The organism is Streptomyces sp. UH6 (assembly GCF_013421635.1).
GTDB lineage: Bacteria > Actinomycetota > Actinomycetes > Streptomycetales > Streptomycetaceae > Streptomyces > Streptomyces abyssomicinicus.
In genome coordinates this window covers 1-7,521 of sequence record NZ_JACADT010000209.1, presented here as the reverse complement: position 1 = coordinate 7,521, position 7,521 = coordinate 1, and the positions used below count along the sequence as shown (strand labels likewise).

The 7,521-nt window shown below is 71.0% G+C and carries 6 protein-coding genes; 1 reads left to right on the top strand and 5 read right to left on the bottom strand.

From position 1 onward, the window contains the following. From HW445_RS13035 to HW445_RS13015, 5 genes are all read right to left on the bottom strand, one after another. The coding region (locus tag HW445_RS13035) for a glycoside hydrolase N-terminal domain-containing protein (protein WP_180221185.1) at positions 1 to 140 on the bottom strand (140 nt) is incomplete at its 3' end. Next, on the bottom strand, positions 137 to 2,125 hold the full coding sequence (locus HW445_RS13030) for a beta-galactosidase (protein WP_180221184.1): 1,989 nt from the start codon (positions 2,123 to 2,125) through the stop codon (positions 137 to 139). The genes HW445_RS13030 and HW445_RS13035, both read right to left, overlap by 4 nt. Positions 2,126 to 2,223: 98 nt before the next feature. Further along, positions 2,224 to 3,159, bottom strand: coding sequence for a carbohydrate ABC transporter permease (locus tag HW445_RS13025; protein WP_180221183.1), 936 nt, complete (start codon positions 3,157 to 3,159; stop codon positions 2,224 to 2,226). Beyond that, positions 3,156 to 4,217: a sugar ABC transporter permease gene (locus HW445_RS13020; RefSeq protein ID WP_180221182.1), complete on the bottom strand. Its 1,062-nt coding sequence runs from the start codon at positions 4,215 to 4,217 to the stop codon at positions 3,156 to 3,158. The genes HW445_RS13025 and HW445_RS13020 overlap by 4 nt, the downstream gene beginning before the upstream one ends. 29 nt (positions 4,218 to 4,246) lie before the next feature. Next, the gene (locus HW445_RS13015; protein ID WP_180221181.1) at positions 4,247 to 5,938 is read right to left on the bottom strand and encodes an extracellular solute-binding protein; all 1,692 of its coding nucleotides are present in this window, start codon (positions 5,936 to 5,938) and stop codon (positions 4,247 to 4,249) included. A gap of 291 nt (positions 5,939 to 6,229) precedes the next feature. Between HW445_RS13015 and HW445_RS13010 the strand changes: the two genes are divergently transcribed. Continuing rightward, positions 6,230 to 7,521 (top strand): glycoside hydrolase family 3 protein (locus HW445_RS13010; RefSeq protein WP_180221180.1); only part of this gene is annotated, 1,292 nt, incomplete at its 3' end.

Below are 7,521 nucleotides of genomic sequence, written 5' to 3'. Positions count from 1 at the left end.
TGGTGGGTGACCACGACCCGGTCGTCTTCCGGGTCGCCGAACACCAGGGCGCCGTGGCGGCCGTTGCCGGTGAGGAAGGCGTCCTCCCAGCGGGCCGCCGGCGACGGCTCCCAGGTGCCGTGCACGGGGCCGGAGGTCATGACCGCAGCACCGCCGCCCCGTAGCGGTCCAGGGTGACCGCGTCCGTGACGGCGGCCCCGCCGAGCAGGTCGTGGTGGCGGCCGGGCAGGGGGACGGTCACGGGGGCGCGCCCGTGGTTGAGCAGGAACAGCAGGCCGCCCCGGCGTACCGCCTCCACCCCGGGGGGCAGTCCGTCCAGCACCGGGCGCACCCCCGCCCCGGCGACGATCCGCGCCAGCAGGTCGCGCAGCGCCTCCGGTTCCGGGAGCGTGGAGAAGTACCAGGCCCGGTCCCTGCGGAGCACGGCGGGCATGCCGTCGAGCTCCCCGCCCCGGTAGGCGAGGACCTCGTCGACGGTGTCCGCGGCCTCGATCTCCTCCGACCAGAGGGTCCCCGTGAACCCCTCGCAGTCCACCTGCTCACCGGCCGGCAGCGGCCACCACTCGTGCAGGACGCGGACGCCGAACAGCTCGCGCAGCCTCACGTCCATGCCGCCGGGCCGGACCCGGTCGTCCTGGTCCGCCGTGCCGGTCAGGAAGCCGGCGACCAGGGTGCCGCCGCCGCGCACGTAGGCCAGCAGGTTGTCGACGGCGGCGTCGGTGAGCAGGTAGAGCTGGGGCGCGACGACCGTCCGGTAGCCGGACAGGTCGTGCTCGGGATGGGCGAAGTCGCAGGTCACGCCGGATTCCCAGAGGGCGCCGTGCCAGGCGGAGAGGACCGTCGGGTAGTCGGCCCCCGCCTCGGTGGAGAGACGGCCGTCCTGGTCGCCGGCCCACCAGGCGTGCCAGTCGTGCAGGACGGCGACGTCCGCCCGGATGTCCGTGCCCGCGACCTCGGCGCCGATCCGTGCCAGGTCCGCGCCGAGCCGCTTCACCTCCTGGAAGGCCCGGCCCCGCGGACCCGCGTGGCCGAGCATGGCGGAGTGGAACTTCTCGGCGCCCTGCCGGGACTGGCGCCACTGGAAGTAGCAGACGGCGTCCGCGCCGCGGGCGACGGCCTGCAGCGACCAGAGGCGGTTGAGGCCCCGCGGCTTGGGCTGGTTGACGGGGCGCCAGTTGACGCCTCCGGCGGCCTGCTCCATCACCATCCACGGGCCGCGGGCCTGCGAACGGGTGAGGTCCTGGACCAGTGCGGCGGACCGGGGCGCGAGCGGGTCGCGGGCGTCCGGGTACAGGTCGACGGAGACCACGTCCTCCTCCTCGGCCCACCGCCAGCCGTCCTGCCCCGTCCACAGCGGCATGAAGTTGGTGGTCACCGGGATGTGCGGGGTGTGCCGGGCGACGATGTCGCGTTCGGCGGTGAAGCACTCCAGCAGCATGTCGGAGGTGAAGCGCCGGAAGTCCAGCACCTGGGAGGGGTTGTTCAGGTAGTGGGCGCGGCGCGGGGGCAGGACGCCCTCCCAGCAGTCGTAGCCCTGGCTCCAGAAGGCGGTGCCCCAGGCGGCGTTGAGGGCGTCCAGGGTGCCGTACCTCTCGCGCAGCCAGCGCCGGAACGCGGCCGCCGCCTCGTCGCCGTGGTCGAAGGTGCAGTACTCGTTGTTGATGTGCCACAGGATGAGCGCCGGGTGGGAGCCGTACCGGGCGGCCAGGTCCTCGGTGATGGCGGCGGCGTAGCGGCGGTACACGGCGCTGGAGTGCGAGAAGTGCTGCCGGCCGCCCCACCACTCGACGTGCCCGTCGGCGTCCCGGGGCAGTGTCTCGGGGTGCAGGCGGCCCATCCAGGGCGGGGGAGAGGCCGTCGGGGTGGCCAGCACGACCCCCACACCGTTGTCGTGCATCAGGTCCATCAGGGTGTCGAGCCAGCCGAACTCCCGGACGCCGGGCCTGGGTTCCAGCCGGGACCAGGAGAAGACACCGAGGGTCACGGTGTTGACCCCGGCCTCCCTCATCAGCCGGACGTCCTCGTGCCAGGTCTCCTCGGGCCACTGCTCGGGGTTGTAGTCGCCGCCGAACAGGATGCGGCCGCGTGCGGCGTCGGCCAGTACGGGGTGTCGTGGCCGGTCCATGGGCGCCTGCCTTGTCGTGTGCCTACGCGTGCGGGTCGGACGGGGAGAAAGCGGAGGGGAGGGAGCGGAGGGGAGGGATCGAGGGAGGCAGCGGCCGGTCAGCCCTTGACCGCGCCGGTCAGCATGCCCTTCCTGAAGTGCTTCTGGACGAACGGCGACAGCACGGCGACCGGCAGCAGCGCCAGCACCATCACGGCCATCTGGACCGCCAGGCCCGACAGTTCGCCCGTCTTGATCGCCTGGCCGAGCCCCACCGGCGCCTGCTGCTTCTGCACCAGCTGGATCATGACGTTCTGCAGCGGCATCTTGTCCTGGTCGTTCAGGTACAGCGAGGCGTTGAACCAGGCGCTCCAGTAGCCGACGGCGTAGAACAGGGTGATCACCGCGACGACGGCCCGGGAGAGCGGCAGGACGATCTGCCACAGGATGCGGAACTCACCGGCCCCGTCGATCCGGGCGCTGTCGACGAGTTCCTGCGAGATGCCCATGAAGAACCCGCGCAGCACCAGGATGTTGAAGACGCTCACCGCGCTCGGCAGGATCAGCGACAGGTAGGTGTCCATCAGGCCCAGCGACTGCACCAGCAGGTACGACGGGATCAGGCCCGCGCTGAAGAACATCGTCGCCATCAGCGTCATCAGGATCCAGCGGTGCCCCAGCGAGCCGCTGCGCGACAGGCCGTACGCGCACAGCACGGACACCGCCATCGAGAAGAGCGTGCCGACCAGCGTCACCAGCACGCTGACCACGGCCGCCCGGCTGACCTGCCCGCCGCTGAGCAGTTCCCGGTAGGCGACGAAGGTGATGTCCTGCGGGACCATCACCAGCCCGCCCGCCTCGTCGATCGTCTTCCGCGAGGACAGGCTGGTGACGACGACGATCCACAGCGGGAACAGGATGGCCAGGCAGGCGAAGGTCAGCACCAGGCCCTTGCCCGCGAGGCCCGCGCGGCCCGGCGGCTCCTCCCACACGGGGCGCGGCGGCGCCGCCCACCACCGCTCCCGGGCGGGCGCCTCGGCGAGTTCGGTCTTCACTTGCGGTACACCCCCTGCTCGCCCATGAGATGGGCGACCTTGTTCGCGGCGAGGACCAGACCGATGCTGACCACGCCCTTGACGAGGCCCGCGGCGGCGGCGTAGCCGAAGTCCTGGTTGCGGACGCCGTACCACCACACGAAGGTGTCCAGGACCTCCGAGGCCTCGGGACCGACGGCGTCGCGTTGCAGCAGGATCTGTTCGAAGCCCACGGTCAGCGCGTCGCCCACCCGCAGGACCAGCAGCAGGGCGATCACCGGACGCAGCGCGGGCAGCGTGACGTGCCACATGCGCCGCCACCGTCCGGCGCCGTCCATCGCGGCGGCCTCGTAGAGTTCCTGGTCGACCGAGGCCAGCGCGGCGAGGAAGACGATGATCCCCCAGCCGGCGTCCTTCCACACGCTCTGCGCGGTGACGAGGTACTTGAAGGTCTCCGGATCGGTCATCAGGTCGATGCCGTCGAAGCCGTGCTGCCGCAGCAGCTGGGAGAGCAGCCCGGCGCCGCCGAGCAGCTGCTGGAAGACGGCGATGACCAGCACCCAGGAGAAGAAGTGCGGCAGGTACAGGATCGCCTGGGACACCGCCCGCACCCGGGGCCTGACCACGCTGTTGATGAGCAGGGCCAGCGCGATGGGCACCGGGAAGTAGAGGAGCAGCTGGAGCAGGAAGAGGATCAGCGTGTTCTGCACCGCGTGCCAGAAGGCCGGGTCCCCGAAGAGCTGCTCGAAGTGCTCCAGGCCGATCCAGGAGCTGTTCAGGATCGAGACGACGCCGTTGTCGCTGATGTAGGGGTCGTAGTCCTCGAAGGCGACGACGTTGCCGAGGATCGGCAGGTAGTTGAAGACCAGGATCAAGACCACGGCCGGGACCGACATCAGCAGCAGCGCGCGGTCCCGCCGCCAGCGCAGCCGCAGTCGCAGCCGCGACCCCTCGGGGGGACCGGCGGTGCTGCGCCGGACGCCGCCGGTGCCCCCGGTGGTGCCGCCGGACACCACCGGGGTCGTCTCCGGCTCTTTCGCCGCCCCGGTGTCGCTCCGGGGCGCCGTGCTGTGGGACACGGCCCTCTCCTCGCCTGTGTGGGGCCGGGTCAGCCGGCCGCCGAGCCGTTCTCGTCCAGGAGCTTGCGGTACCAGTCCCGCAGTTCGTCGCCGCCCCTGCTCTTCCACTCGGAGACGGCCTGCTGCATGTCGGACACCTTCTTGCGGCCGCGGACGATGTCGTCCTCCAACTGCTCGAAGTCGTTGCCGAGGTCGGCCCAGCGCGACGGCTCGGTGATCATCTGGCCGTAGAAGCTGGACTTCTTGGTGAAGGCGCCCATCCGCTGCTGCCACTCCACCTGCGCCTTGGCGACCTCGGGGAAGTCGGGGTGGGCGATGGTGGCGGAAGGGCTCGCGATCATCACGAAGGCGTTCATCACCTCGTTGTTGCCCTGGTCGTTCTTGGCGGGCACGCCGTCCTTCACCGTGTAGTGGGTGCCCTCGACGCCGTAGTTGACGGCCATGTACTCCTTGGTGCCGTACGGCGCGGCGGTCACGTTGGCGACCGCCAGGACGTCACGGACCACGGCCTCGGAGGCCTTCTTGTTGACGAAGGCGAAGATGTTGGCCGGCTGGGTCGCCCACAGCAGCGGGTCGCCCCCGTCATGGCCGAAGAAGTCCAACCCCGAGATCTTGAACTCCGGGTTCTGCACGGCCTGTTCGGCGGTGCGGCTCCACCACTGCGAGATGTCCTGGTTGTACATGAGGAACTCCCCGGCCGCGAACTTCGGGCCCGGGTCGGGGGCGTTCTTGCCCAGCTTGGCGTCCGGGTGGACGTACCCGGCGGCGAACAGCTTGCGGGTCCACTCCAGCGCCTCGAGGAACTCGTCGGTCTCGGTGCGGTGCACGAGCTTGCCGTCGACCAGGTTCCAGGCGAGCGGCTTCTCACCGCCGGAGAGCACGCCGAAGGCGCTGAACGCGGTCCACTTCATGTCCAGGCAGGCCCAGCGCTTGGCGGCGGGGCGGGTGATCTCCTTGCAGAGGGCCTCGAACTCCGCGCAGGAACGCGGGATCTCGTAGCCCTCCTTCTCGAAGATGTCCTGCCGGTAGAAGGGCACGTTGTTGGGCACGTACGAGGACGGCATCGGCAGCCCGCGGAGCTTGCCGCCGATGATGCACCGCTGCCAGGCGTCGGTCGGGATCGCGGCGAGGTTCGGGTAGTCCTTGACCTTGTCGCCGGAGAGGTACGGGCCGAGGTCGGCGAACTTGTTGGTGAGGGCGGTGGGTATCTTGCCGCCCATGTTCCAGCCGGGCACCACCACCACGTCCGGGATCGCGCTGGAGGCGAGGACCGCGCCGAGCTTCTGGTCGTAGGTGTTGCCGTCCTGGTTCTGCCAGACGACGTCGACGCCGATCAGGTCGTTCATCGCCTTGTAGTAGGCGTTGTCCTGCTTCGGCGGCGAGCCCCAGAAGGGCGACATCACGGTGACCTTGTTGCCCTTGCCGAGCTTCTCGGGCACCGAGGTCTTGAGCGTGGCGAGGTCGAGCTCGGCGGTGAACCCGACCGCCGAGCCGTTCTTCGACGGGATGTCGGGGGTGACAACGTTGTTCGCGACGTAGGTCGGCAGCAGCTTCTTCGCGCCCTTGTCCGAGGAGGACCCTCCTTCGCCGCCGCTGTCCGAGGCGCCGCAGGCGCTGAGCAGTGGCGTCCCGCCGGCCACCGCCACGGCGGCGACCGCCGTGGAGGCGAGGAAGGTTCTCCGGCTCGCGCCGGCGGGGGCGGGGGCGGCGTTCGGCGTCATTGCGTCAACCCTTCGTGGGGCGCCCGGACACCCGGGCCCGTCGACTGCGGCGGCTCTGTCGAAGCGCTTCGAAGCTGGAGGCGAGGTTAGGTGAACACTTCGGGGTGCACAAGGTCCGTCGCCAAGATTCCTCGATGGGCCCAGGAACCCGCGAAACACCGGGAATGTCTCGGAATAAGGGGCGGGACGGTGGACCCGGCCGCGCCACGGGCTTGACAGGGCCCCCTCCCGAAACCAGCATCGAAGCGCTTCGAAAGCCTTCCGCCGCCGCCTTGCAAGGGGACCACCACAGTGACCGCAGCGATGCCCCCCGCACCGTCGTTCCGCGATCCCCGGCTGCCGTTCGCGAAGCGTGTGGAGGACCTCCTCGGGCGGCTCACCCTCGACGAGAAGATCTCCCTGCTGCACCAGTTCGCGCCCGCCGTCGACCGGCTCGGCGTCGCCGCCTTCCGCACCGGCCAGGAAGCGCTGCACGGCGTCGCCTGGATGGGCCCGGCGACGGTCTTCCCCCAGGCGGTCGGACTCGGCGCGACCTGGAACACCGACCTGGTCCGCCGCGTCGGCGAGGCGGTCTCCCGGGAGGTGCGCGCCATGCGCGCCCGCGACGGGAGGGTCGGCCTCAACGTGTGGGCGCCGACGGTGAACCTGCTGCGCCACCCGCTGTGGGGCCGCAACGAGGAGGGCTACTCGGAGGACCCGCGGCTCACCTCGGCGATCGCCACCGCCTACACCCGGGGGCTGCGCGGGGACCACCCGGTGTACTGGCGCACCGCCCCGGTGCTCAAGCACTGGCTCGCGCACAACAACGAGACCGGCCGCGACGTCACCTCCTCCTCCGTCCCCCCTCGGGTGCTCCACGAGTACGACCTGCGCGCCTTCGAGGAGACCGTGCGGGCCGGGACGGCGACCGGGGTGATGCCCGCCTACAACCTCGTCAACGGCCGCCCCAACCACGTCTCCCCCTACCTGGAGGAACACCTGCGCACCTGGACGGACGAGCCGCTGCTGGTGTGCTCGGACGCCGGCGCGCCGTCCAACCTGGTCGACTCCGAGCACTACTTCGACACCCACGAGGAGGCCACCGCGGCCGCCCTGCGGGCCGGCGTCGACAGCTTCACCGACCACGGGACGGACAGCTCGGTGATGACCGGGCGCATCACCCGGGCCCTCGAGAAGGGCCTGCTGACCGAGGCCGACATCGACCGGGCGGCGCGCCGCCACCTGTCGGTCCGTTTCCGGCTCGGCGAATTCGACCCCGGGGACGACCCGCACGCCCGCACCGCGGCGTTCGACACCCCCGCCCACCGGGAACTGGCCCGGGAGGCCGCCGAGCAGGCCGTGGTGCTGCTGAAGAACGAAGGAGACCTGCTGCCCCTGCCTGCGGGGACCCGGCTCGCGGTGGTCGGACTCCTCGCCGACGAGTGCAAGCTCGACTGGTACAGCGGCACGCTCCTCCACCGCTCCACCCCGCTGCAGGGACTGCGTGAACGCTTCGGGGCCGAGCACGTGGAGTTCGCCGAGGGCGTGGACCGGGTACGGCTGCGCACCGCGGACGGCGCCTTCCTCGAGGTGCCCGCGGCCGA

What these genes read in the sequence shown, in the direction of transcription:
- HW445_RS13030 (WP_180221184.1), bottom strand. Translation starts at nt 2,125, where the DNA reads ATGGACCGGCCACGACACCCCGTACTGGCCGACGCCGCACGCGGCCGC.
- HW445_RS13015 (WP_180221181.1), bottom strand. Translation starts at nt 5,938, where the DNA reads ATGACGCCGAACGCCGCCCCCGCCCCCGCCGGCGCGAGCCGGAGAACC.